This is a genomic window from Acidovorax sp. LjRoot118 (genome assembly GCF_964253575.1).
Lineage (GTDB): Bacteria > Pseudomonadota > Gammaproteobacteria > Burkholderiales > Burkholderiaceae_C > Acidovorax.
Genome location: NZ_CAXURB020000001.1, coordinates 1,438,866 through 1,462,970 on the forward strand (window position 1 = coordinate 1,438,866; position 24,105 = coordinate 1,462,970).

The 24,105-nt window shown below is 68.5% G+C and carries 19 protein-coding genes; 12 read left to right on the top strand and 7 right to left on the bottom strand.

Annotated features, from left to right (window positions below; translation table 11 throughout):
- Positions 1-42 precede the first annotated feature (42 nt).
- Positions 43-1,254: a multidrug effflux MFS transporter gene (locus tag ACSQ9E_RS06745; RefSeq protein WP_436217244.1), complete on the top strand. Its 1,212-nt coding sequence runs from the start codon at positions 43-45 to the stop codon at positions 1,252-1,254.
- Between the two features lie 4 nt (positions 1,255-1,258).
- On the opposite strand, the gene ACSQ9E_RS06750 is transcribed toward ACSQ9E_RS06745, so the two are convergent.
- From ACSQ9E_RS06750 to ACSQ9E_RS06760, 3 genes are all read right to left on the bottom strand, one after another.
- Positions 1,259-2,359, bottom strand: a complete 1,101-nt coding sequence (locus ACSQ9E_RS06750; RefSeq protein ID WP_436220193.1) for a DUF72 domain-containing protein — start codon at positions 2,357-2,359, stop codon at positions 1,259-1,261.
- Between the two features lie 20 nt (positions 2,360-2,379).
- Positions 2,380-4,224, bottom strand: a complete 1,845-nt coding sequence (locus ACSQ9E_RS06755; protein ID WP_436217245.1) for a monovalent cation:proton antiporter-2 (CPA2) family protein — start codon at positions 4,222-4,224, stop codon at positions 2,380-2,382.
- Positions 4,225-4,316: 92 nt separating this feature from the next.
- Positions 4,317-4,721 carry a hypothetical protein gene (locus tag ACSQ9E_RS06760; RefSeq protein WP_057269479.1) on the bottom strand — a complete coding sequence of 135 codons (405 nt, stop codon included), beginning with the start codon at positions 4,719-4,721 and terminating at the stop codon, positions 4,317-4,319.
- A gap of 162 nt (positions 4,722-4,883) precedes the next feature.
- Between ACSQ9E_RS06760 and ACSQ9E_RS06765 the strand changes: the two genes are divergently transcribed.
- The 3 genes from ACSQ9E_RS06765 (at position 4,884) to ACSQ9E_RS06775 (ending at position 9,341) form a co-directional block, all read left to right on the top strand.
- Positions 4,884-7,256, top strand: a complete 2,373-nt coding sequence (locus tag ACSQ9E_RS06765; RefSeq protein ID WP_057206020.1) for a Tex family protein — start codon at positions 4,884-4,886, stop codon at positions 7,254-7,256.
- A gap of 121 nt (positions 7,257-7,377) precedes the next feature.
- Positions 7,378-8,208: an HDOD domain-containing protein gene (locus tag ACSQ9E_RS06770; RefSeq protein WP_057206022.1), complete on the top strand. Its 831-nt coding sequence runs from the start codon at positions 7,378-7,380 to the stop codon at positions 8,206-8,208.
- A 26-nt stretch (positions 8,209-8,234) separates the two neighbouring features.
- Positions 8,235-9,341, top strand: a complete 1,107-nt coding sequence (locus ACSQ9E_RS06775) for a phospholipase (protein WP_436217246.1) — start codon at positions 8,235-8,237, stop codon at positions 9,339-9,341.
- A gap of 21 nt (positions 9,342-9,362) precedes the next feature.
- On the opposite strand, the gene ACSQ9E_RS06780 is transcribed toward ACSQ9E_RS06775, so the two are convergent.
- Together ACSQ9E_RS06780 and ACSQ9E_RS06785 are read right to left on the bottom strand one after the other, a co-directional pair.
- Entirely contained in the window at positions 9,363-12,218 is a 2,856-nt protein-coding gene (locus tag ACSQ9E_RS06780; RefSeq protein WP_436217247.1) for an EAL domain-containing protein, read from the bottom strand.
- 333 nt (positions 12,219-12,551) lie between these two features.
- Entirely contained in the window at positions 12,552-13,688 is a 1,137-nt protein-coding gene (locus tag ACSQ9E_RS06785; protein ID WP_436217248.1) for an iron-containing alcohol dehydrogenase, read from the bottom strand.
- A 247-nt stretch (positions 13,689-13,935) separates the two neighbouring features.
- Between ACSQ9E_RS06785 and ACSQ9E_RS06790 the strand changes: the two genes are divergently transcribed.
- Both ACSQ9E_RS06790 and ACSQ9E_RS06795 read left to right on the top strand, forming a co-directional pair.
- Entirely contained in the window at positions 13,936-14,862 is a 927-nt protein-coding gene (locus ACSQ9E_RS06790; RefSeq protein ID WP_436220194.1) for an alpha/beta hydrolase, read from the top strand.
- A 10-nt stretch (positions 14,863-14,872) separates the two neighbouring features.
- On the top strand, positions 14,873-15,730 hold the full coding sequence (locus ACSQ9E_RS06795; protein WP_436217249.1) for a YbgC/FadM family acyl-CoA thioesterase: 858 nt from the start codon (positions 14,873-14,875) through the stop codon (positions 15,728-15,730).
- Positions 15,731-16,540: 810 nt separating this feature from the next.
- Here ACSQ9E_RS06795 and ygfZ read toward each other — a convergent pair.
- Positions 16,541-17,458 (bottom strand): CAF17-like 4Fe-4S cluster assembly/insertion protein YgfZ, encoded by a 918-nt coding sequence (gene ygfZ / locus ACSQ9E_RS06800; protein WP_436217250.1) that lies wholly within the window; start codon positions 17,456-17,458, stop codon positions 16,541-16,543.
- A gap of 46 nt (positions 17,459-17,504) precedes the next feature.
- Here ygfZ and mltG point away from each other — a divergent pair, with 46 nt between their 5' ends.
- The 6 genes from mltG to ACSQ9E_RS06830 all read left to right on the top strand — a co-directional run bounded on the left by mltG (position 17,505) and on the right by ACSQ9E_RS06830 (position 22,166).
- A complete protein-coding gene (gene mltG, locus ACSQ9E_RS06805) occupies positions 17,505-18,494 on the top strand; it encodes an endolytic transglycosylase MltG (RefSeq protein ID WP_057206036.1) in 990 nt (329 codons plus the stop codon).
- A gap of 53 nt (positions 18,495-18,547) precedes the next feature.
- On the top strand, positions 18,548-19,231 hold the full coding sequence (tmk, locus tag ACSQ9E_RS06810; RefSeq protein WP_057206038.1) for a dTMP kinase: 684 nt from the start codon (positions 18,548-18,550) through the stop codon (positions 19,229-19,231).
- A complete protein-coding gene (locus tag ACSQ9E_RS06815) occupies positions 19,228-20,238 on the top strand; it encodes a DNA polymerase III subunit delta' (RefSeq protein WP_436217251.1) in 1,011 nt (336 codons plus the stop codon). Before tmk ends, ACSQ9E_RS06815 begins: the two co-directional genes overlap by 4 nt.
- A 16-nt stretch (positions 20,239-20,254) precedes the next feature.
- Entirely contained in the window at positions 20,255-20,614 is a 360-nt protein-coding gene (locus ACSQ9E_RS06820) for a PilZ domain-containing protein (protein ID WP_057206042.1), read from the top strand.
- A 62-nt stretch (positions 20,615-20,676) separates the two neighbouring features.
- Entirely contained in the window at positions 20,677-21,483 is an 807-nt protein-coding gene (locus ACSQ9E_RS06825) for a TatD family hydrolase (protein WP_436217252.1), read from the top strand.
- The gene (locus tag ACSQ9E_RS06830) at positions 21,480-22,166 is read left to right on the top strand and encodes an ankyrin repeat domain-containing protein (protein ID WP_436217253.1); all 687 of its coding nucleotides are present in this window, start codon (positions 21,480-21,482) and stop codon (positions 22,164-22,166) included. Before ACSQ9E_RS06825 ends, ACSQ9E_RS06830 begins: the two co-directional genes overlap by 4 nt.
- Positions 22,167-22,214: 48 nt before the next feature.
- Here ACSQ9E_RS06830 and msbA read toward each other — a convergent pair whose 3' ends face one another.
- Positions 22,215-24,041 carry a lipid A export permease/ATP-binding protein MsbA gene (msbA, locus tag ACSQ9E_RS06835; protein ID WP_436217254.1) on the bottom strand — a complete coding sequence of 609 codons (1,827 nt, stop codon included), beginning with the start codon at positions 24,039-24,041 and terminating at the stop codon, positions 22,215-22,217.
- Positions 24,042-24,105: the final 64 nt, after the last annotated feature.

The following is a 24,105-nucleotide window of genomic DNA, read 5'->3' on the forward strand; positions in this document are numbered from 1 at the left end:
GCCGACAAGGGTTTTTCCGGGTGCCCGCGACAATGGCAGGCTATGCATTTTTCCCGCTTCTTCAAGATGGCCCTGATCCTGGGCCTGCTCTCGGCCATCGGCCCGTTCGCCATCGACATGTATTTGCCCGCGCTGCCCGAGATCGGGGCCAGCCTGGGTGCCTCGGTGGGGGCCGTGCAATGGAGCCTCACGGCCTTCTTCCTCTCGCTGGGGGCTGGCCAGCTGCTCTACGGCCCCGTGTCGGACATGGTGGGGCGCAAGCCGCCGCTGTACTTCGGCCTGGCCTTGTTCACCCTGGCCAGCGTGGGCTGCGCGCTGGCCACCGGCATCGAGACCCTGATCGCCCTGCGCTTCGTGCAGGGCCTGGGTGCTGCGGCGGGCATGGCCATTCCGCGCGCCGTGGTGCGCGACCTGCACACGGGCACCGATGCGGCGCGGCTGATGTCGCTGTTGATGCTGGTGTTCAGCGTCTCGCCCATCCTGGCACCCCTGGCGGGCAGCGGCGTGATCGCCCTGGCCGGCTGGCGTGGCGTGTTCTGGGTGGTGGCGGTGGCGGCCGTGGCCGGCCTGGCGCTGGTGTACGGCAGCCTGGGCGAAACACGTCCTGCATCGGACCGCGTGGAGAGCAGCCTGGGCGGGGCCCTGGGTGCTTACGGATTGCTGCTGCGCGACTGGCACTACCTGGGCCTGGTGTTCATCGGCGGTTGCGCCATGGCGGGCTTCTTCGTGTACCTGGCAGGCTCGCCCTTCGTGCTCATCAACCACTATGGCCTGACGCCTACGCAGTACAGCCTGGCGTTCTCGGTGAATGCGGCAGCCTTCATCGGCACCTCGCAGTTCACGGCCACGCTGGGCGAGCGCTTTGGCCTGGTGCGCCTGGTCAAGGCCGCCGCCACGGGCTCGGGCGTGGTCATGGTGGCGATGCTCAGCTACTACCTGCTCGGCGGTGATGAACTCGCTGTGCTGATCGGCCTGTACTTCGTGGCCAGCGCGCTGATGGGGCTGGTGATTCCCACCACCTCGGTGCTGGCGCTGGAAAAGCACGGCGCCATTGCGGGCACGGCCTCGGCCCTGCTCGGCACGCTGCAGATGCTCACGGGCGCTGCCGCCATGGGCATCGTGGGCCTGTTCGCCAACGGCAAGCCGCTGCCCATGGTGATCGGCATGGCCACGGGCGCGCTGGTGGGCGTGGCGCTGGCCTGGATCACCTTGGCGGGCCACAGCGACCAGTCGGTGGCCGCAGCGAGCGCCTGATCCTTCAGGTTTTCTTTTGGACCGGGGGCTGCGCCGCCACCCGTTCGGCCAGGGCGCGGATGGTGATGGGGGCCGAGCCCTCGGCGTGGTTGCTGATGCAGATGTAGGCGTTCTGCCCGGCGCCGGTGACCCCAGCGATCAGGCGCGCCAGATCCTCGCGGTTCTGCAGGTCGGGGTGGTGCAGCCTGTCGAACGGCTCGTAGAGCTTTTCGGCCTCTTCGTAGCCATAGGGGCCGTGCACGGGGTTCAGCATCCAGCGGCAGACCAGCGGGCCGGGCCACAGCGCGCGCAGCATGTGCAACTGATCGGCCAGCGGCGGCATCTTGGGGTGCAGGTCGATGCAGTAGGTCGCGCCCGCCTCGCGCAGCACGGCCGCGAAGTCGAGGGCCATCCAGTGCGAGCTGATCCATTCGGGGTCGCGTACCTCCACCGCCAGGATGCCGTCGGGCGCGATGGGCGCCAGCTTGGGCTGCGCCAGCAGCATGGCGCGCAGGCGCTGCAGCACCTCGGGCAGGCGGTCGAGCTGGTCCATGGGCAGGGGGCTGAGCTGGAACACCAGCGCCCCGATCTTGTGGCCCAGGCCCTGCAGCGCCGGCTCCACGAACTCGGTGCGTGCCAGGTCGGCGTTCAGAAAGGCGGGGTTGGGCTCGCGGCCCCGGCCATCTTCGCTGCGCACCAATGCATCGGTCACCAGGCTCGGGGCCTTGACCACGAAGCGGAAGTCGTCGGGCACCTGGCTGGCGTAGCGCTCGTACTGGCTCACCGTGAGCGGGCGGTAGAAACTGCGGTCGATGCTCACCGTGCGCAGCAGCGGGTGTTGGGCATAGATGGGCAGGCCGTTCTTGGAGAGCTGCGCCGGTGAATGCTCGCCCTCCCAGACCAGGCCCTTCCAGCCCGGGTAGGTCCAGGTGGAGGTACCCAGGCGCAGGTGGGTCGACAGGCTGGCGGCCAGGGCGTGCGTGGCGTCGTCCTGCGGCTGTGCGCTGACGCCCAGGCCTTTCTTGCGTGCGGGCGGGGCAGGGGACTTCTCATCCTGCACGGCGGCGGGCGCTGCGGGTGGTGGCGGCGATGGCACAGGCGGGCCACCGAACAGATCGTCCTGCATGCCCATGGCGCCTCTCGCGTTCAGGCCTGTGGAGCCACTGCGGGCTGCGGCTGCTGCTCCAGTGCATCGGCCGCTTCTTCGTTGAGTGCCCTGGCTTCGCGCTGGGGTTGCGTGAGCGGGGTGGCAATCCACTTGTTGCCCTGGAAGAAGTTGCGCGCGCCGTCCTTGTCCCCGGCCAGCTCCCGCTGCAGGCGCTCGGCATCGCGGTGGCGAATGCTTTCAGCCACTTCGGCCACCTCTTCGGCGTCCACACCCAGGGTCTGCAGCGCCTGCATGCCAAAGCCCATGGCCGACTCGAAGGTCTCGCGCATCTGGTAGTCCACGCCCAGCTGCAGCAGCTCGATGGCATGCTGGCGGTCGTAGGCGCGCGCCAGCACCGGGATCAGCGGGCATTCGTGCTTGAGCAGCTCGACGATGCGCGTGGTGGTCCTGGCATCGTCCACGCAGACCAGAATGGATTTGGCGTGGTGTGCGCCGCTGGCGTGCAGCACATCGAGGCGCGTGCCGTCGCCGTAGTAGACCTTGAAGCCGAACTTCGCGGCCGCGCGGATCATGTCGGTGTCGTTCTCGATGATGGCGATGTCGACGCCCCGCGCCAGCAGCAGTTGGCTCGCGATCTGCGCAAAGCGGCCGAAGCCGATGATCAGCACCGTGCCCTTGAGGCCATCGGCCGCGTCGATGCCCGCCATGTCCTGCGCGGGCTCGGGTGGCATGAGCCAGCGCAGCGACAGCACGGCCAGCGGCGTGAGCGCCATGGAAATGATCACGGCAGCCGTGAGCACCGCGTTCATGCGGGCCTCCACGATGCCCGCGGCAGCGGCGGCCGAATAGAGCACGAAGGCGAACTCGCCGCCCTGGGCCATCAGCATGGTGCGCTGCAGGGCCTCGCCATGGGCCGCCTTGGTGAAGCGTGCCACAGCGTACACGCCGATGCCCTTGACGGCCATGCAGGCCACCACGCCGCCCAGCAGCAGAGGCCAATTCTGCAGCACCAGCGGGATGTCGAGCGCCATGCCCACGCCCATGAAGAACAGGCCCAGCAGGATGCCCCTGAAGGGCTCCACATCGGCCTCGAGCTGGTGGCGGAAGGTGGATTCGGAGAGCATCACGCCCGCAGCGAAGGCGCCCATGGCCATCGACAGCCCGCCCCATTGCATGGCCAATGCGGCGCCCAGCACCACCAGCAGGGCGGCGGCGGTCATAACCTCGCGCGCCTTGGCCCGTGCCAGCACACTGAACAACGGGTTCAGCAGCCAGCGGCTGACTGCGACCAGGCCCACCACGGCCGCCAGCGCCACGCCCACGGTGACCCAGCGCGAGACGGCCTCCCCGGTCGGGGCGGGCGAAAGGAAGGCGACGATGGCCAGCAGCGGCACGATGGCCAGGTCTTCAAGCAGCAGGATGGAGACGATGCGCTGGCCGCGCGGCGTGGAGGTGTCGCCGCTTTCGTCGAGCAACTGCATCACGATGGCCGTGGACGAGAGCACGAAGCCCGAGGCCGCGATGAAGGCCACGGCCGATGAGAGCCCTGCCAGCACGCCCGTGGCGGTGAGCAGTGCGATGCAGACCAGCACCTGGGCCAGGCCCAGGCCGAAGATCTGGCGCCGCAGGTTCCACAGCCGGGTGGGCTGCATCTCCAGGCCGATCACGAAGAGGAACATCACCACCCCGAGCTCGGCCACGTGCAGGATGGTCTGCGCATCGCTGAAGAAGCCCAGGCCGAACGGCCCGATGGCCAGGCCTGCGGCCAGGTAGCCGAGCACCGAGCCCAGGCCCAGGCGCTTGAACAGGGGCACGGCGATGACGCCAGCGGCCAGCAGCACGACGACTTTGACGAGTTCGGTGCCTGATTCAGCAGCGGCCATGGGGACTCCGGGACAACAACAAGAGGGAACGAAACGCGGGGTAAGGAGATGGTAGCTTCATCCTGCGCCCTGCAAGGCCTGGGGAAGGCCCCTCACGGGCTGGAGAACAGGCCGCCCTCGTCCAGTAACTCGTAGGCAATCTCGGGGCGCTGGTCCATGCCCTTCTTGATCGCGGCCGGAATGGACTGGCGCGTCTTGCGGCACAGGCCGGGCTGCTCGTGCACCAGGATGGCGATACCACGCAGGGTGCGCACTTCGTTGGGGCTCGGTGTGACGGTGATGCGGATGCCGAGCTGCTGCTCCATGCGCTCCTGCATGCGGCGTAGGTCAGCCAGGCTGGTGATGCCCTCGAGCCGGGTGAGCAGCTTCTTTTCCTCGGTCTGGGTCAGCTGCAGGATGCGCGTGTCGCCATCGGGGGCCTGGAGCAGGGCGTCCCGGTCGCAGACACAGGCGCCAGGCGGGCACTCCGTGCGGACGGGGAAGGGGACAGGCTTCATGGAGGGCGTGTGGATCGGGCGGGGGGCGTGGTCCCTGCATTCTAAGAAGCTCCGGCATTTCCGAGGGTAAGCCAGGGCGTTGCCCGGGCTGTTACCAAAAGTGGCTGTGGCAAACTCCCGCGCTTCGCGTATTTTTTCGAGTTTCAGAGAGTTTGCCCACCCATGCAGCAGATCGTCCGGCAGTTGGCCGCAGAAATCAAAGTCAGTGAATCCCAGGTGCGTGCAGCGGTGGAGCTGCTCGACGGGGGGGCCACGGTGCCCTTCATCGCCCGCTACCGCAAGGAAGTGACCGGCGGGCTCGACGACATCCAGCTGCGTGAACTGGAAGCGCGCCTGTCCTACCTGCGCGAGCTCGAAGACCGCCGCGCCACCGTGCTCAAGAGCATCGACGAGCAGGGCAAGCTGACCGACGCCCTGCGCGTGGCCATTGCCAGCGCCCCTACCAAGCAGGAGCTGGAGGACATCTACCTGCCCTTCAAGCAAAAGCGCCGCACCAAGGGCCAGATGGCGCGCGAGTTCGGCATCGAGCCGCTGGCCGACAAGCTGTTTGCCGACCCCACGCTGGACCCCGCAGCCGAGGCCGCCGCCTTCACCAAACCGCCCGAGGTGCTGGACGACGGCAAGACCGGCGCCGACTTCTCCACCGTGCCGGCCGTGCTTGATGGCGTGCGCGACATCCTCTCGGAGCGCTGGGCCGAGGATGCGGTGCTGGTGCAGTCGCTGCGCGAGTGGCTCTGGTCCGAAGGCCTCTTGCGCAGCAAGAAGGTGGACGGCAAGAACGAGAACGACCCCGAGGTCTCCAAGTTCCGCGACTATTTCGAATACGACGAGCCCATCGGCCGCGTGCCCTCGCACCGGGCGCTGGCGGTGTTCCGCGGCCGGGCGCTTGAGATCCTCGAAGGCAAGCTGGTGCTGCCGGTCGAGCCCGAGCCGGGCAAGCCCAGCCTGGCCGAGGGCAAGATCGCCCTGCACCTGGGCTGGAGCCATGCCGGCCGCCCGGCGGATGACCTGCTGCGCAAGTGCGTGAGCTGGACCTGGCGCGTGAAGCTGAGCCTGTCGACCGAGCGCGACCTGTTCGCCCGCCTGCGCGACGACGCCGAGAAGGTCGCCATCAAGGTGTTTGCCGACAACCTGCGCGATCTGCTGCTGGCGGCGCCCGCCGGCCCGCGCGTGGTGATGGGGCTGGATCCGGGTATCCGCACCGGTGTGAAGGTGGCCGTGGTGGACGCCACGGGCAAGCTGGTGGAGACCGCCACGGTGTTCCCGCACGAGCCGCGCCGCGACTGGGAAGGCTCGCTGCACACCCTGGCCAAGCTGGCCGAAAAGCACGGCGTGAACCTGATCGCCATCGGCAACGGCACAGCCAGCCGCGAGACCGACAAGCTGGCGGCCGACCTGATCAAGCTGGCCGCCAAGGCCGAGCGCGCCATCGAGAAGGTGGTGGTGAGCGAGGCCGGCGCCTCGGTCTACTCCGCCAGCGAATACGCCTCGCAGGAGATGCCCGACGTGGACGTGAGCCTGCGCGGCGCCGCCAGCATTGCGCGCCGCCTGCAGGACCCGCTGGCCGAGCTGGTCAAGATCGACCCCAAGAGCATCGGCGTGGGCCAGTACCAGCACGACGTGAACCAGAGCGAGCTGGCCCGCACCCTGGGCACGGTGGTGGAAGACTGCGTGAACTCCGTGGGCGTGGACCTGAACACGGCCAGCGTGCCGCTGCTCAGCCGCGTCTCGGGCCTGTCGCCCAGCGTGGCCAAGGCGGTGGTTCGCTGGCGCGAGGCCAATGGCGCCTTCAAGAGCCGCAAGCAGCTCATGGACGTGTCGGGCCTGGGCGCCAAGACCTTCGAGCAGAGCGCGGGCTTTCTGCGCATCCGCGGTGGCGACAACCCGCTGGACATGACGGGCGTGCACCCCGAGACCTACCCCGTGGTCGAGCAGATCATGGAAAAGACGGGCAAGCCCGTGGTCGAGATCATGGGCCGCAGCGACATGCTCAAGACGCTGAAGCCGGAGCTGTTCGCCAACGAGAAGTTCGGTGTGATCACCGTCAAGGACATCCTGGGCGAGCTCGAAAAGCCCGGCCGCGACCCGCGACCGGACTTCAAGGTGGCGCGCTTCAACGATGGCGTGGAAGACATCAAGGACCTCAAGGAAGGCATGATCCTGGAGGGCACGGTGAGCAACGTGGCGCAGTTCGGCGCCTTCATCGACCTCGGGGTGCACCAGGACGGCCTGGTGCACGTGAGCCAGCTGGCGCACAAGTTCGTGAACGATGCGCGCGAAGTGGTCAAGACGGGCGACATCGTCAAGGTCAAGGTCATGGAGGTGGACGTGGAGCGCAAGCGCATCGGCCTGTCGATGAAGCTCGGCGATGCGCCCCCGCGCCAGGGCGGCGACCGGGGCGGTGCGCGCGACAACCGCTTCGAAGGGGCCGGGCGCGGCTACCAGCAGCAGCCCCAGCGCCGGGGTCCCGAACCGGCGCAGCAGTCGGCCATGGCCTCGGCCTTTGCCAAGCTGCAGCAGGCCAAGGGCCGCTGACCGTTGATGCGGCCACCGCAACCGCCCGTGCAGGTAAGACTGCATGGACAAAATGGGTGATGGGCTGTTGGTACGGGCAGCGCCATAATCGCCGCTTGTCCCACCAGACGCCCGATCACCCATGGAGTTGAATGCCCTGCTGGCCCAGCCGGCGGCCCTGCCCAGCCTGCCGCGCACCGTTGCGCTGCTGATGAGCGAGCTGGCCCAGCCCGAGCCCAGCCTGCGGCGCATGAACCAGCTCTTCGGCACCGACCCGGCCCTGGCCGCGCGCCTGCTGGAGCTGGCCAACTCCCCCGCCTTCCAGATGCCGCGCCAGATCGCGGGCATCCCCCAGGCCCTGGCCTTGCTGGGCACCGGCCAGTTGCGCACGCTGGTCACCTCGGCGCCCCTGGGCACCACCTCGCGCTCCGTGCCCGGGATCAACATGCAGCAGTTCTGGCGCTACAGCCTGAACACCGCCAAGCTCTCGCGCTCGCTCGCGGGCCTGGTGCACCATGACCAGATCGCGGCCTACACAGCCGGCCTGCTGCACGGCCTGGGCGAGCTCGTGATCCACCTGGCCGACCCTGAGAAGGCCCATTCGGTCAACACCCTGGTGCCGCCGCTCGACATGCGCCGCAGCAAGGTGGAGCAGCGCATCTTCGGTTACTGCTACGCCAATGTGTCCGCGGGGCTGGCCCGGCGCTGGCAATTGCCCGAGGTGGTGGTGGACGCCCTGCAGTACCAGGACGCGCCTTTCGAGAACAAGGCCTACGAGCCGCTGGCGGGCGTGATCCATCTGGCCTCTTGGCGCGCCCGCGCGCGCGAGGCGGGGCTCAACGAGAACGAACTGGCTGTCTCCTTCCCGGGCGAAGTGGGGCTGGTGCTGGGCCTCGATATCGACATGGTGCTGCAGCAGGACCCCATCGACTGGAACGTGCGCCCCGAGGCCGCCGCAGATTACGTGGTCTGAGCCTTCGCTCTGGGACAATGCCGGGCATGAAAGCACTGCGCATCCATGCGGGCCCGCGCGCCCGCCAGCACCTCGAACAACATGGCCTGCAACCGGGCGACGTGCGCGTGATCCCGGCTGCGGCCGGTGGCCCCAAGGGGCTGATCCTGGGGCCGCTGGACCGCTTCCTTTTCGGCGATTGGCTGACCGGTTCCAGCCAGCCGGTGCACCTGGTGGGCGCCTCTATCGGCGCATGGCGCATGGCCACGGCCTGCCTGGGGTCGTCGGTGGCCGCCTTCGAGCGGCTGGAGCACGACTACATCCACCAGAGCTATGAGCTGCCCCCGGGCAAGAAGCGCCCCCCGGCGTCCCATGTGAGCGAACGCTTTGGCCAGAACCTGCAGGCCTTTTACGGTGGGCGGGTGGCCGAGGTGCTGAGCCACCCACGCTTTCACCTGCACATCGTCACCTCGCGCGGCCGGCATGTGCTGGCACGCGAGCACAGGGTGGGCACGCCGCTGGGTTACCTGGGAGCCTTTCTGACCAACACGGTGCATCGCAAGGCCCTGGGCGCGTGGCTGGAGCGTGTGGTGTTCTCGTCCCCTGATGCCGCAGCCCCCGCCCCGGGCGGCGCGGCGCTGCCATTCGGTACAGGGGATTTCCGCACACGCCAGGTACAGCTCACGGCGCAGAACTTCATGCCCGCGCTGCAGGCCAGTTGTTCGATCCCCTTCGTGCTGCAGGCCGTGCACGACATTCCTGGCGCCCCGCGCGGCGCCTATTGGGATGGCGGCATCACCGACTACCACCTGCACATGGGTTACCACCAGGCACCCGCAGGGGCCGGGGGCCTGGTGCTGTACCCCCATTTCCAGCACCAGGTGGTGCCCGGCTGGCTGGACAAGGGGCTCAAGTGGCGGCACGGCTCCACTGCGGCGCTCGACTCCATGGTGGTGCTGTCGCCGCACCCCGAATGGGTGCGAACGCTGCCACACGGCAAGCTGCCTGACCGCAACGACTTCACGCACTACGGCACCGACAGCACGGGCCGCGCCAAAGCCTGGCTGGCCGCCACGGGGGCCAGCCAGCAACTGGCCGATGAGCTGGCCGAGTGGTTGCACCGGCCCGATATGGGGGCCGTGCAGGCTCTGTAGCCAGCCCTGCCTCGGGCCTGCTCAGCGGGCAGGTATGGGGGAAGAAGGCGTGACCACGCTGGCCGGCCGGGCCGCTGCGGTCTGCTGGAGGTGGCGTTGCTCGTAGGCCCGTGTCCAGGCCAGCACCTCGTGCGCGGGCATGGGGGGCGCAATGCCGAAGCCCTGGGCCCGCTCGCAGCCCAGCGCCAGCAGTTTTTCGCCATGGGCCGGTGTTTCCACGCCTTCGGCGATCACGTGGCGGTTGAAGGCCCGGGCCAGGGTGATGATGGCGTTGACCAGGGTCAGGTCGTCCTCGTCGTGCAGGATGCCGTGCACGAAAGACTGGTCGATCTTGATGGTTTCCGCCGGCAGGCGCTTGAGGTAGGACAGCGACGAGAAGCCGGTGCCGAAGTCGTCGAGCGCGAAGCGCACGCCCAGTGCCTGGCAGCTGTGCATCATGCTGCGCATGTACTGCATGTCCTGCAGCGCGGCGGATTCCAGGATCTCGAGTTCCAGCCGGGCGGGGGACACTTCCGGGCAGGTCAGCAGCAGGTCCTTGAGCCGGTCCACGAAGTCGGGGCGGTGAAAGTGCTGTGCAGCGATGTTCACGCTGACCTCCCACTGCACACCCGCCAGGCTCCACTGCCGCATCTGAGCCAGCGCTTCCTTGAGCACCCACTCGCCGAGTTCGGCCACCACCTCCACATCTTCCAGCAGGGGGAGCACATGCTGGGGTCCGAGCAGGCCCTGCTCCGGGTGCTGCCAGCGCAGCAGTGCTTCCATGCCCAGCACCTCGCCGGTGCGCAGGTTCACCTTGGGCTGGTAGTACAGGCGCATCTCGCCGGCCTGCAGCCCCTGGGCCACCCGGGTCTGCTGCGAATGCTGGGTCTGCACCGCGTGGTCGAGCTGCACGTCGAACAGGTGCATGCGGTTGCGGCCCGAGCGCTTGGCCTGGCACATGGCCTGGTCGGCCTGGCGCAGCAGGGTGTCGGGGTTCACGTCGTCCTGCGGGAACACGGCCACGCCCACGCTGGCGGTGGTGTGCAGCAGGCGGTCGTCGATGGCATAGGGCGCGGCAAGCTGTTGCATGAGCTGGTGCACATGCTCTTCGATGGCGGGCACGTCGGTCTGGTGGTTGAGCAGCAGCACGAACTCGTCACCCCCCAGGCGCGCCGCGGCATTGCTGCCGGTGGCAAAGGCGTTCAGGCGTTGGGCCACCTCCTTGAGCAGGCGGTCGCCCATGCGGTGGCCGTGGGCGTCGTTGATGGCCTGGAAATGGTCCAGGTCCAGCATGCACACGGCCAGCAGGGTGGGGCTGCGGCCCGTCACGAACAGGGCGTGCGTGAGCCGCTCGGCCAGGGCGGCGCGGTTGAGCAGGCCGGTCAGGCCATCGTGCCGCGCATGCCAGGAGATCTGGTGGCGCAGGTGGCTGGCCTCGGTCACATCGCGGAACACCAGCACGCAGCCCGATGCGCGCCCGCTGCCCTGGCGGATGGCCGATGCGGTGTACTCGATGGCGTAGCGCTCGCCCGAGCGGTGCAGCAGCACTTCCTGCATGGCCGGGCGATGGGCGTTGGCATGGACCTGTTCCCCGGTGGCACGGCCGGCCGCCTGGCTCGCGGGCTCCTCGTACAGCCGGAAAACGTCGTCCAGCAGTTCACCCACAGCCTGATCGGCGGTGTAGCCGGTCATGAGCTGGGCCGCCTCGTTGATGGTCTCGATGCAACCGGCCAGGTCGGTGGTGATCACGCCATCGCCGATGGAGGCCAGCGTGACTTCGGCGCGGTCCTTCTCGTTGCGCAGTGCCTGCTCGGCGCGTTTGCGCTCGGTGATGTCCACCAGCGTGCCCACGGTGCCGGCCACGGCGCCGTTCGTGCTGGTGAAGGGCGCTTCATAGTAGGCCATGGTGCGTGCCAGTTGGCCGGGGGGCTGCACCAGCACCTCGTTGTCCTGCGACATGGCCAGTTGCCGGGACTGTGCGGGTGAGAGCAGGTGCGGCGCCGTGAGGCCCGGGAACATGCCCTGGCCCGGCAGGCCGGGGTCGCCGTTCTGGAACAGCCGTTGCCAGGCGCGGTTGGCATCGACGAAGGTGCCGTCCGCCTCGCGCACGAAAACCGGCAGGGGCAGGGCGTCGATGAGCTGGCGCGTGAAGTGCAGTTGCTCGCTCTGCAGTTGCTGCGTCTCGCGCAGCGAGTGCACCAGCGACTGCACCTTGCCCGCCATGTCGTTGAAAGTGTTGGCCACCGCCCGCGATTCCAGGGTGCCCTTGATGTCCATGCGCGTGTCCAGGTGCCCTTGGCGGAAGCGGTCCGTGGCCTCGGTCAGGCGGCGCAGCATGCGGGCGTTGGCGCGCAGGATCAGGGTCAGCAGGAACAGGATGGTGAAGATGTTCAGCGCCGAGATGCGGGCCTGCACCACCACCGTCTTCCAGACCCGGTCCACCAGGATGCCGGGATCGGCGGTGACCGTGAGCACGCCGGTGCGACCGTCCGCAAACGCCTGGCCGAAGCGCTGCGTGGGCGGGGTGATGTCCAGGACCTGGGCAAACCACGCAGGGGCCTGCATGGCCACGGGGGGCGCGGTCCATTGCAGGGGCGCCTGGCCTGGGACCTGCCACAGCAGCGACTGCACGGCCGGGCCGAAGCGCGTGGGTGTGGCCTGCAGCACGCGGGCGGCCGACTCGCGGTTCGCTGGGTCCAGGGCCACCAGGGTGGGCAGCAGGCTGTCGCCCACACGCGCCAGTTCGGCCACGGCGCGGTCGTTGGCTTCCTCCTCCTCCAGCGACACCAGTTGCTGGTAGCGCACGGCCACGACCGCCACGATGATCACCAGGATCGCGAGATACAGCCGGGGAATGGTTCCCTGTGTCAGCCAGGCCCTGAATTTTTCTGCGCGCATGGATGGATCAGCCGGTCATTTCATGGATTGGATGAAAGAGCGCGCGGGATCGCCAGCGGCGAGCGCCCGCCCGTTTCCGGTGGCACAGCCGACAGCCCGGCCCGCGTGCCGGCCATGCACTCCACCATGCATGCCGCCTCGCTCAGCAGTGGCAACGGCCCACGGCGCCCTGCGGCGCCGGTCCGTTAATTACTTTGTTAATTATTGTTTGACAGCTCGCAGTTTAGCTGCACGGGCGCTGTCTGTGCCCCGCCCGTATGGGGGAGGCCGCCGTGGGGCTGGCAGGCGGCTGCGGACCTGGTTTGCCGGCCGCCGGGCGGGCTGCTGAAGGCGTCAGAGCGACTGCGTGAGCATGTCCCGGTATTCCTCGGGCGTGGCGATGCGCGGGTTGGTCTTGTGGCAGTGGTCGGCCATCGCACCCTTGATGATGTCGTCGAACATGCTTTCGGTCACGCCCATGGCCGCCAGGCCCGTGGGCAGGCCCAGGCGGGCGTTCATGTCGCGGATGGCTTCGGGGATGTCGCCTGCGCTGGCCAGGCCCATGGCATGGGCCATGCGTTCCAGGCGCTTGTCCTTCTGCACGGATTCGGCCCCGGCATTGAAGCGCACCACGGCGGGCAGGAACATGGCGTTGAGCGTGCCATGGTGCAGGCGCGGGTTCACGCCGCCCAGGCTGTGGCTCAGCGAATGCACGGCACCCAGGCCCTTCTGGAAGGCCATGGCGCCCTGCATGCTGGCGCTCATCATGTGCAGGCGCGCATCGCGGTCGCTGCCGTTGCGCGTAGCCGGCTCGATGTTCGCCCAGCCGCGCGTGAGGCCGTCCAGGGCAATGCCGTCGGCCGGCGGGTTGAAGGCGGCCGACATGAAAGTCTCCATGCAGTGCGCGATGGCATCCATGCCGGTGGCCGCAGTGAGCGCGGGCGGCAGGCCCAGGGTGAGTTCGGGGTCGCAGATGGCGGTTCGGGGCACCAGGTTCCAGGAGTGAAAGCCGAGCTTGCGGTGGTCGTCGACGATGATGATGGCGCCACGTGCCACCTCGCTGCCGGTGCCGCTGGTGGTGGGCACGGCGATCAGCGGCGCGGCGCGCTCGGTGATGCGCGGCGAGCCGCCTTCGATGGTGGCGTAGTGCGTGAGCGGGCCTTCGTGCGTGGCAGCGATCGCGATGCCCTTGGCGCAGTCGATGGCCGAGCCGCCGCCCACGGCGATCAGGCCATCGCAGCCCTCGCGTTTGTACATCTCCACGGCGGCGCGCACGGCCGCTTCGGTGGGATTGGAGGGCGTCTGGTCGAACACCGCCACGGGCAGCCCGGCCAGTGCATCCAGCGCCTTCTGCAACACGCCCGCAGCCTTGACACCAGGGTCCGTCACGACCAGCGGGCGGGTGATGCCCACGCGCTCGCATTCCTGCTGGAGCAGCTTCACGGCGCCGAACTCGAACTGGATCTGGGTGACGTAGTAGATGAAAGCCATGGCGTTGCGGGAAATTGCGTGGAGGATGGCTATCGACTTTACAACCCAGGGGGCGGCATGGCCCTGAAGCAAACCCTCATGGATGCCGCTTTTTTCGTCACCTCCGTGACAACGGCGTGGCCGGCTTTTCAGGGCGCTGCGGCACGGTGCAGGGCGTTCGGGTAGATTCGTCCCTGCCTTTTTTGAAAATGAGCGAGTTTGCCCTTTGACCGATCTGCACATCCACGCCAACCGCCTGACCCCCCAGATGCGCAGCGTGCTCGAACGCATGGCGCGTGCGGGCCACCCGCCGCTGTACACCCGCACCCCGCAGGACGCGCGCACCGCCTATGCGGCGGGGGCGGATGTGCTGGAGATTCCCAAGCCCGTTCTGCCCCGCGTGGAGGACTTCTCCATCCCTGCACGCGACGGCCATCCGCTGCCTGCGCGCCTGTACGCCCCCTCGCCGCAGGACGCGGGCCCGCTGCCCGTGCTGTTGTACACCCATGGCGGCGGTTTCACCATCGGCAGCATCGCTACGCACGACATCCTGTGCCGCGAGCTCGCGCGGCTGGCGGGCTGCATGGTGGTGTCGCTTGATTACCGGCTGGCACCCGAGCACCGCTTTCCGACGGCCACCAACGACGCCTGGGACGCGCTGGCCTGGCTGCACGCGAATGCGGCTGGCCTGGGTGCCGACCCGGCGCGCATCGCCGTGGGTGGTGACAGCGCCGGCGGCACGCTGGCCACGGTGAGCGCCATCCTCGCGCGCGATGCGGGCCTGCCGCTGGTGCTGCAGTTGCTGATCTACCCGGGCTGCGCGGCGCACCAGGACACACCCTCGCACACCCGCTTTGCCAGCGGCCTGGTGCTCGACGAGCCGGCCATCACCTGGTTCTTCGGCCAGTACGTGACCACCCGCGAGCAGCGCGAGGACTGGCGCTTCGCGCCCCTGCATGCCGATGATGTGGAAGGCGTAGCCCCGGTGTGGATGGGACTGGCCGAGTGCGATCCGCTGGTGGACGAGGGCGTGGACTATGCCGACAAGCTGCGTGCGGCCGGCGTGGCGGTGGACCTGGAGATCTACCGCGGCGTGACGCATGAATTCATCAAGATGGGCCGCGCCATACCCGAGGCGCGCCAGGCCCATGCCGACGCGGCGCGCGCTCTGCGCAACGCTTTTCAATTGGAGTGAGACACAAGCTATGCAACGCCGTGATTTCCGTTGTTTCCACCGCCTGAGGGTGCGGTGGGCCGAAGTGGACATGCAGAAGATCGTGTTCAACGGCCACTACCTGATGTACATCGACAACGCCATGTCCGAATACTGGCGCGCCCTGGCCTTGCCCTACGAGGCCAGCATGCACGCGCTCGACGGCGAGATGTTCGTGAAGAAGGCGAGCCTCGAATACCACGCCTCGGCGCGCATGGACGACACGCTGGACGTGGGCATGCGCTGCGCGCGCGTGGGCAATTCCTCGTGCCTGTTCGAGGCGGGTATCTTCAGTGGTAACCGGCTGCTGGTTTCGGGCGAGCTGGTGTACGTTTTCGCCGACCCGGTGGCGCAGAAGTCGCGCCCTGTGCCCCAGGCGCTGCGCGACATCATCACCGCCTTCGAAGCCGGGGAGGACACGGCCGAGGTCAGGACCGGCGACTGGAATGCGCTGGGCCGTGATGCGGGCCGCTTGCGCACTGCCGTGTTCGTCACGGAGCAGGGCATTCCCGCCGAGATCGAGGCCGATGCGCTCGATGCCACTGCGCGCCATGCGGTGGTCTACAACCGGCTGGGGCAGCCGATTGCGGCGGGGCGGCTGTTGCAGGAGGCACCGGGTGTGGGGCGCATCGGGCGGCTGGCGGTGGACCGGTCGGTGCGGGGGACGCGGTGGGGGCGCAAGGTGCTGGATGCGTTGGTGGATGCTTCACGGGCTCGTGGGGACCGGGAGGTGCAGTTGCATGCGCAGGGCAATGCGGAGGGGTTTTATCGGAGGGCGGGGTTTGCTGTGGTGGGGGAGCCTTATGAGGAGGCGGGGATTGCGCATGTTGTGATGGCGCGGGTTTTTTGAATATTTGGCTTTGGGTGTCGCTTCGCTTTGATGAGGCGTGCCTTTGTTGAGGGTGGAGGCCGGGATGTGCGCCCGGCGGCGCACCCACCTTCTTTTGCGTCGCCAAAAGAAGGTGGGCCAAGAAAAGGCGACCCCCAGTCTGCGTCCCCCGTACGCCCTGTCGGGCGAACGGGGGCAACCTGCGATGCTCGGTCCTGGGGTGGTGCCGCAGAACTCGCTGCGTTCTTCGAACTCCGCTCAAACAGCTGCGGCAAGCCAGATCACGAAGTGCGTGTGTCCTTCGGCACACGCACCCACCCCAGCCCCTGCGCTTCTCGGCGCAGCCAGCAGGGGCGGGGAGCGGGGACAAAGACGGCTGCTGCTTCGCAGCTGCGCCGGGTGTCGGTTACACGCTACGCGCTGCCGACGGGCGGCGCAGCCGCCCTGGCGAGCCGAGCGCAGCGAAGGACCACAGGCCGAGCGAAGCAATGGCCCGTGTGGAGCCCGCTCCCACCCCCTTCTGACCGTGCCGAGAAGCGCAGGGCCTGGGGTGAGCGCGTGCCGAAGGACACGCGCATCGTCATCTGACTCGCCGAAGCTGTTTGACCGGAGCTCCCTTGAAGAGGGAGCGCAGGGAGTTCTTCGGCGTCACCCCAGGACCGAGCATCGCAGGCTGCCCCCTCGCCCCCGGCGAGGGGGACACGGGCAGCGGGGTCGCCTTTCTTTGGGGTACGTTTCTTTGGCGACGCAAAGAAAGGTACCTCGGCCGCCGGGCCGAGACCCGGCCTCCGCCCTCAAGCAAGGCATGCGGCATGCCTCCCCACAAACTGATCAGATATCGTCAAGCAAAGCGTAAGGCAACGGCTGCAGCGCAAGGGCCACGCCCTCCCGCGCGCCGACCTGCAGTGGACCGCCAGCTGCCGAAATCTGCATCGAAAGGATCAGGTCGAACCCGCCACCCGGTGCAGCAGCCACCTGCACCACCGTCCCACAAGGCTGCTCCAGATCACCCGCAGCAAACACTTCCGCCCCCACCGCCACCGCACTGCCGGCATGCGCGATGTACCCCCGCCGCTTGAGCGTGCCACGGAACTGGCTGCGCGCCACCACCTCCTGGCCGGGATAGCAGCCCTTCTTGAAATTGACACCGCCCACGGACTCGTAATTGAGCATCTGCGGCACGAACGCCTCGAACAACGGCTGGGTCAGGGTGGCCACACCGCTCTGCACCTCGCTCCACTGCCACAGTGCCAGGTCCAGCGCCGGGCCTGCGGGGGCCGGGTCGGCGGCAGGCGCCACCCACAGCGCACGCGGTTGGCCTGCGGCAGGGTAGAGGTGGACCACACTGGCGGAGCCGACCTCGGCCTTGGTCCAGGCCGGGGCCGTGCCACCTGCAAGTGAGGCGACGGCATCGCCCGCCAGGCCGTACAAGGCAAAGTCGGCCGTGGCGTCGTTCAGTTTGGCCTTGGCACGCATCACGAACATCGACAGGCGCTTGAGCGTGGTGGCCAGCAGGTCCTGGCTGATCACGAGCAGCACCTCGACAGGGCTGCGCTTGAGGCCGATCATGCTGGCCTGCATGCGGCCCTTGGCCGAGAGAAAAGCCGACAGCCGCGCCTCGCCCAAGCCCAGCAGGGCATAGTCCTGCGTGAGCTGGCCGTGGAGGAACTTGGCGGCGTCTTCGCCTTCCACGCGGATCACGCCAAGGTGCGACAGAGGGGCAATGCCATTCAGGGGAAGCTGGGTCATGGCTGAATTATGATGCCCGCTCCCTTTATCTACAGGCAGCAGGGTTGTGCGACGCTTACTGGTTTTTCTCTTGGTGATCGTGATCGCCGCAGGTGGAGCCGCCTTCTGGTGGCTGCACCAGCCCCTGCCCATGGTTGGCAACGAGCCGCTGGAGCTGGCCATCGAGCCCGGCACCACGCCTCGCGGCGTGGCCCGCGACGTGGTGGCCGCCGGTGTGCGCACCGATGCGCAACTGCTCTATGCCTGGTTCCGATTTTCGGGGCAGGACCGCATGATCAAGGCCGGCAACTACGAGATCCCGCTCGGTACCACGCCGCGCAGCCTGCTGGCCAAGCTGGTGCGTGGCGAGGAGGCGCTGCGCGCGCTGACGCTGGTGGAGGGCTGGAACTTCCGCCAGGTGCGCCAGGCCCTGGCCAACGACGACCAGATCAAGCCCGACTCCAAGGGCCTGACCGACGAGGCGCTGATGGCGCAGCTGGGCCGCCCCGGCGTGGCGCCCGAGGGCCGCTTCTTCCCGGACACCTACACCTACGCCAAGGGATCGAGCGACCTGGCGGTGCTGCGCCGCGCCCTGCACGCCATGGACCGCAAGCTTGAAGCCGCCTGGAGCCAGCGCTCGGCCGACACACCGCTCAAGTCCGCCGATGAGGCGCTGGTCCTGGCCAGCATCGTCGAGAAGGAAACCGGCCGCGCCAGCGACCGCGCACAGATCGCCGGCGTGTTCGTGAATCGCCTGCGCACCGGCATGCTGCTGCAGACCGACCCCACGGTGATCTACGGCCTGGGCGAGAAGTTCGATGGCAACCTGCGCCGGCGCGACCTGCTGGCCGATACGCCCTGGAACACCTACACCCGAGGCGGCCTGCCCCCGACCCCGATTGCCATGCCCGGCAAGGCCTCGCTGCTGGCCGCCGTGCAGCCCGAGCGCACCAAGGCGCTGTACTTCGTGGCCAAGGGCGACGGCACCAGCCACTTCAGCGCCTCGCTGGACGAGCACAACCGTGCCGTCAACCGCTACCAGCGCGGGCAGCAGTAGGCTGCCTCAGCGCGCCATGCTCTCCCGCCTGCATACTCTGGACAAAGGTTTTCATGTCACGACCCGGCCTCTTCATCACCTTTGAAGGCATCGACGGTGCCGGCAAGTCCTCGCACATCGAAGGGCTGGCCTCGGCATTCCGCTCGCAAGGCCGCACGGTGACGGTGAGCCGCGAGCCCGGCGGCACGCCGCTGGCCGAAAAGCTGCGCGAGATGGTGCTGAACGACGCCATGGACCCGCTGACCGAGTCGCTGCTGATCTTTGCCGCCCGCCGCGACCACCTGTGCAATGTGATCGAACCGGCCCTTGCCCGGGGCGATGTGGTGCTGTGCGACCGCTTCACCGATGCCACCTTTGCCTACCAGGGGGCGGGGCGGGGCTTCGACCTCATGACCCTGTCCACGCTGGAGCGCATGGCCCAGGGCGGTCTCGTGCCAGGGGCCGGCGCTGGCACCTTGCGCAACCCGGACCTGACCGTCTGGTTTGATCTGGCGCCCGAGGTGGCGGCCGAGCGCCTGGCCGGCGCCCGCGTGCCCGACCGCTTCGAGGCGCAGCCCGTGGAGTTCTTTCGCCGCGTGGCACAGGGCTATGCCGACCGGGCCGTCGTGGAGCCCGCGCGCTTTGCCCGGCTCGATGCCGCGCTGGACCGCCACCGTGTCTGGCAGCAGCTGACCAGCGTGTTCGTGCGCAAGGGCTGGCTGTCCATCATGGTGCCCACGCCGAAGGACCTGGCATGAGCGACGCCACCACCACCCCGCTGGCACCCTGGATCGCCGCGCAGCGCACCACCTTGCTCGCCCAGCGCGGCCATGCCTGGCTGCTGCAGGGGCCCTCGGGCCTGGGCCAGTACGCGCTGGGCCTTGAGATGGTGCGTGCCTGGCTGTGCGACCGGCCCACGCCAGAAGGCGCTTGCGGCCAGTGCGGCAGCTGCCACGCCATCGAGGTGCGCACCCATGCCGACCTGTGCGTGCTGATGCCCGAGGTGCAGATGATGGCCCTGGGCTGGCCGCTGTCCGAAAAAGCGCAGGCCGACATCGACGACAAGAAGCGCAAGGCCAGCAAGGAAATCCGCGTGGAGGCCATGCGCGATGCGGTGGAGTTCTCGCAGCGCACCTCGGCGCGCGGGCGTGGCAAGGCGGTGCTGGTGTACCCGGCCGAGCAGATGAACCACATCACGGCCAACGCCTTGCTCAAGACGCTGGAGGAGCCGCCGGGCGATGTGCGCTTCGTCCTGGCCAGCGAGGCCGCACACCAGCTGCTGCCCACCATCCGCAGCCGCTGCCTGGGCCACACCATGGTCTGGCCGGCCGAGGCCGAGATGCTGGCCTGGCTCAAGGGGCAGGGCATTGCCGCCGATGCGGCGCCGGCCTTTCTGCGTGCCGCAGGCGGGCGGCCCGACGATGCGCTGGCCCTGGCCCGCTCGGGCCGCAGTCCGCAGGCCTGGGCCCTGCTGCCGCAGGCCGTGGCGCGCGGTGATGTCACGGCGCTGGGTGACTGGTCGCCCGCGCAGGTGATCGACGCGCTGCAAAAGCTCTGCCATGACCTGCTGGCCGCCAGCGTGGGTGCCGCGCCGCGCTACTTTGCCCCGGCCGACCTGCCCAAGCCACCGCCGCTGGGCCCGTTGACGCGTTGGTCCAAGGCGCTGGCCAAGGCGGCGCGCACGGCCGACCACCCCTTCAATGCCGGCCTCATGCTGGAGGCGCTTGTCGCCCAGGCGCGAAACACCCTACACTCCAGGCACTGAAGCCGTCCCACCCACCATGAGCAGTCCATCCACCGCCCCCCGCCCCAGCGTCATGCAGCTGGCCATCAAGGAAAAGGCGGCCTTGTATGCGGCCTATATTCCCTTTTTCGTCGAAGGGGGCATTTTTGTGCCCACCCAGCGCGACTACAAGCTCGGCGACGATGTGTATGTGCTGCTGACGCTGCCTGACGATACCCAGCGCTATCCCGTGGCAGGCCGCGTGGCCTGGGTCACCCCCGCCCGTGCTGCCGGCAACCGCACGCAGGGCGTGGGCATCCAGTTCCCCAAGGACGAGAAGTCGCGCCAGCTCAAGCTCAAGATCGAGGAGCTGCTGGGAACTTCGCTGGGTTCGGACCGTCCCACCCAGACGATCTGAAAGCTTGTCGCACCCTATGCCGACCCGCGCAGGCTGGTCGGCTTTTTCCATTTTGAAACCACATGTTCGTTGATTCGCATTGCCACCTCACCTATCCCGGCCTGGTTGACCAGCTCCCGGCCATCCGCCAGGCCATGGCCGAGGCCTCGGTGGACCGGGCCCTGTGCATCTGCACCACCATGGAGGAGTTCGGCGATGTGCATGCGCTGGCGCTGGCGCACGGCAACTTCTGGAGCACGGTGGGCGTGCACCCCGACAATGAGGGCGTGACCGAGCCCTCGGTGCAGGACCTGCTCGACCGCGCGGCCCTGCCGCGCGTGGTGGCCATCGGCGAGACCGGCCTCGACTACTACGGCATGGAAGACCGCAAGGGCGGGCGCAGCATTGCCGACCTGGAGTGGCAGCGCGAGCGCTTTCGCACCCACATCCGCGCCGCGCGCGGCTGTGCCAAGCCGCTGGTGATCCACACCCGCAGCGCGTCGGACGACACCCTGGCCATCCTCAAGGAAGAGGGCGAGGACGGCGCGGGCAACCTGGCGGGCGGCGTGTTCCACTGCTTCACCGAGTCCATGCAGGTGGCGCGGGCGGCGCTGGACCTCGGGTACTACATTTCCTTCTCGGGCATCATCACCTTCAAGACGGCGCAGGAGCTGCGCGACGTGGTGGCCTTCGTACCGCTGGACCGCATGCTGATCGAGACCGACAGCCCCTACCTGGCCCCCGTGCCCTACCGGGGCAAGACCAACAGCCCTGCCTACGTGCCCCATGTGGCCAAGCAGGTGGCGCAAACCCGCGGCATTGCCGTGGAGGAGGTGGCCGAGGCCACCAGCCGCAATTTCGAGACCTTGTTCAAGGGAGTGAACGCATGACGAGCCACACGCTGCGCCGCCGCACCGCGCTGTTGGGCGCCCTGGCACTGGTCACCGGCGCCGCTACCGCCTGGGCGGGTGCCTATGAGGACTTCTTTTCGGCCGTGGAGCGCGACGACGCCGACACCGTCAACAATCTGCTGCGCCGCGGATTCGACCCCAACATCCGCGACCCGAAGGGCCAGGTGGCGCTGACGCTGGCGATCCAGGCCGAGTCGCTCAAGGTGTTTGCCGCCCTCATCGCCAACCGGCGCCTGAAGGTGGAGACCCGCAACCAGCAGGACGAAAGCCCGTTGATGATGGCCGCGCTCAAGGGCAACGTCGACGCCGTGAAGGCATTGATGGGGCGCGATGCCGACGTGAACAAGGAAGGCTGGGCGCCGCTGCACTATGCCGCCTCGGGCATCAAGCAGGAGCATGTGCGCATCATCGGCATGCTGCTGGAGAACCATGCCTACATCGACGCCACCTCGCCCAACGGCACCACGCCGCTGATGATGGCCGCGCAGTACGGCTCCAACGATGCCGTGCAACTGCTGCTCAACGAGGGGGCCGACCCCACGATCAAGAACCAACTGGGCCTGACGGCCGTGGACTTCGCGATGCGCGTGAGCCGCACCGAAGCGGCCGAGAAGATCGCCACGGCCATCCGCCGCCGCCAGCCCAACGCGGGCAAGTGGTGATGCGCCGGACACGGCCTCTGGCCTGAAGCCAGGGCCGGCCGTCGGTCGTCAGTCTGCCGCTGGCGCGTCGGCTACGGCAGGCCTTGCGGCCGTGGCAGGCCGGCTCTGCAAGCGCGCATACAGGCCGCCTGCGGCCACCAATTGGGCGTGCGTGCCTTGCTCGGCGATGCGGCCCTGCTCCATCACGACCACGCGGTCCGCATGCTCGATGGTGGACAGGCGGTGGGCAATCACCAGCGTGGTGCGGCCCTGCATCAGCCGGTTCAGCGCGTCCTGCACCAGGCGCTCCGACTCCGTGTCCAATGCCGAGGTGGCCTCGTCCAGGATGAGGATGGGCGCGTCCTTGTAGAGCGCGCGTGCGATCGCCAGGCGCTGGCGCTGCCCGCCCGAGAGCTGGGTGGCGTTGTGCCCCACCACGGTGTGGATGCCCTGCGCGAGCGATGCCACGTGGTCCGCCAGGTTGGCGGCGGCCAGGCAGGCCAGCACCTTGCCGTCGTCCACCGCATGGCCCAGCGCCACGTTGGCGGCGATGGTGTCGTTGAACATCACCACGTCCTGGCTCACCATGGCGATCTGCGTGCGCAGGGTCGAAAGGTCCCAGTCCTGCACGGGGTGGCCATCGAGCAGCACGGCGCCGGACGAGGTGGCGATGAAGCGCGGCAGCAGGTTCACCAGCGTGGTCTTGCCCGCACCCGAGGGGCCGACCAGCGCCACGATCTCCCCGGGGGCCACGCTGAGGCTCACGCCGTCCAGGGCCGGCGCGTTGTAGGGGCCGAACGATACGGACACATCGCGCAGCTCCAGCGCGCCCTGGGCCCGCTCCGTGCGGTAGCTGCCCCCTTGCTCTGCCCCTGTGTCGCCCAGCAGGGCCAGGCCACGCTCCAGCGCCGCCACGCCGCGCGTGATGGGGTTGGCCACGTCCGCCAGGCGGCGGATGGGGGCGATCAGCATCAGCATGGCGGTGATGAACGAGACGAAGCCGCCCACGGTCACGTCCTTGGCGTTCAGCGTGCCGCGGCTTTGCCATAGCGCAATGCAGATCACCACCGACAGCGCGGCGGCGGCCAGCAGCTGCGTGAGTGGCGTCATCGCGGCCGAGGCGATGGTGGACTTGATGGCCAGGCCGCGCAGGCGCTGGCTCAGGCCTGCAAAGCGCTTCGATTGGCCCTCTTGCGCGCCGTGCAGGCGCACCATGCGGTGGGCCAGCACGTTCTCTTCGACCACATAGGCCAGCTCATCGGTGGCCTGCTGGCTGCTCTTGGTCAGGGTGTACAGGCGCTTGGACAGGGTCTTCATGATCCACGCGACGCCCGGCACCACCACGGCCACGATGAGCGTGAGCTGCCAGTTCAGGTACAGGAGGTAGCCCAGCAGCGCGAGCAGCGTGAAGCCGTCGCGCGACAGGCCCAGCAGGGCCTGCACCAGCAGCGTGGCCCCTGTCTGCACCTCGTAGACCACGGTGTTCGACAGTGCGCTGGCCGACTGGCGCGAGAACAGCCCCATCTCGGCCGCCAGCACGCGGTCGAACAGCGCACGGCGCAGCAGCAGCATGCCTTCGTTGGCGATGCGCGCCAGCGCGTACTGGCCCACGAACTGCGCCAGGCCGCGCACCAGGAACACCCCCATGATGGCCAGGGGCACTGCCCACAGCGGCAGGTTGCCCTGGGTGAAGCCGCGGTCCAGGAGGGGCTGCAGCAGCGCGGGGATCAGAGGCTCCGTGGCGGCACCCACCAGGGTCGCCGCGATGGCCAGGCCCCAGGCCAGCCGCTGGTTGCCGAAATACACGGAAAGCCGCGCCAGGCGGGCGGTGAGGGTGGGGGCAGGGGGGGCGGGCGGCGCAGCGGGGCCCGTGGCGCTCGGATCGGTGGCTTGCATGTGCAGCGGATTCTAAGGCGGCGATGCGCGATGCCCCCTGGCACGCGAGCGGGCATCTCTCGCG